This is a genomic window from Tissierella sp. (assembly GCF_052089545.1).
Lineage (GTDB): Bacteria > Bacillota > Clostridia > Tissierellales > Tissierellaceae > Tissierella_A.
The window spans coordinates 10,726-12,308 of record NZ_JBQDAA010000056.1; the positions used below are offsets into that span (position 1 = coordinate 10,726).

Here is a 1,583-nt window from a genome sequence, read left to right on the forward strand (position 1 = left end):
AAATAAATGATTAATTTCCATATGTGAAAACAATAATTTTCAAATAGAGTAAATATAAAATTTCAAAAATCATATAAATATATTTTACTCTCTATTTAATAATCTTAAATCCTATTAAATAGAGAGTGAAGATGTAAAATAACAACTATCTTTAATTACTATAATGTGGTATAGATATTGCATTGATAATATGTATGAGTTACTTTTGAAATATTTAAAGTTAAAAGCTTTAAAAAAGAAAGGATTGATACATATGTCAAAAAATATTAATTATGATGAAAAATTTTTACAATCACTTATAGAGGGAGTTAAACCTGCTCTTGGTTGTACAGAGCCTGTGGCAGTAGGACTTGCTACTGCCACAGCTTATGAAGCTATAGGAGGAGAGGTAAAATCTATAGATGTAAAAGTAACACCTAATATATATAAAAATGGTATGGGAGTAGGTATCCCTGGAACTAGTGAGATAGGACTTGTTTTTGCAGCAGCTCTTGGTGTAACTTGTGGAGATGCAAACCTTGGACTTGAAGTATTTAAAGCCGTAAATGAAAAGAGCAAAAGAGAAGCTCAAGAACTACTAGATTCAAATCTTGTAAATGTAAACTTAGAATATGAAGAAGGAAATTTTTATATTGGTGCTATAGTTGAAACTGATAAAGGAAAAGGAAAGTGTATTATAAGAGAATCTCATACAAATATTATATATGTAGAAGCAAATGATAAAATTTTACTTAACAATGAAGTAAAGGGAAAGGCTACAGTAAACATAAATGAATATCTAAAAGATATTAATCTAAAGGATATAAAAACTTTTGTAGAGAGTGTTCCATTTTCTGATATAAAATTTTTATTAGAAGGTGTAAAATTAAATATGAATATTTCTAAAGTGGGTCTAGAAGAAAAGTCAGTACTAGGGCTTGGAGCTGCAATGGATTTACTTATGGAGGAAGGGGTGATGCAAAAAGATGTTGTTAATGAAGCAAGAGTTTTAACTTCTGCTGCATGTGATGCAAGAATGTCTGGTAAAAACATGCCAGTTATGAGTAGTGCTGGTAGCGGAAACCAAGGAATAACAGCTATTATTCCGACAGCTGTTATGTGTGACCATATAGGGTGTGATGAGGAAAAGTTAGCAAGAAGTTTAGCTTTTAGTCATTTAACTACAGCTTATATAAAAGCATTTGTTGGTAATTTATCACCAGTATGTGCTTGTGCTGTCGCAGCTGGAATAGGTGCCTCAGCTTCAATTGTATGGATGCTTGATGGGAGCTTAGAAGAAATTGGTGGAGCTATTAAAAACATGGTAGGAACCCTTACAGGAATGGTATGTGATGGTGCTAAAGGTGGATGTGCATTTAAACTATCAACTGCATCTTCAGAAGCTATTGTCCAAGCAAAACTTGCTATGGCAGGAGTTATCATAGGAGATGTTGATGGAATAGTAAGCCCACAAGCAGATAAGACTATTAAAAGTTTAGGAAGATTTTGTAGTGAAGGAATGAAAGATTTAGACAATGAAATTATAGACATAATGTTAGATCGTTAAAAATTAAGTTTTTTAAAGGGGAGAGAGAATTGTCAAA

Annotated in this window: 1 protein-coding gene; it reads left to right on the forward strand. The window is 31.6% G+C overall.

The genetic code is table 11. The features are described from left to right. Positions 1 to 253 precede the first annotated feature (253 nt). Positions 254 to 1,546, forward strand: a complete 1,293-nt coding sequence (locus ACTHW2_RS05910) for an L-cysteine desulfidase family protein (protein ID WP_442263045.1) — start codon at positions 254 to 256, stop codon at positions 1,544 to 1,546. Positions 1,547 to 1,583: the final 37 nt, after the last annotated feature.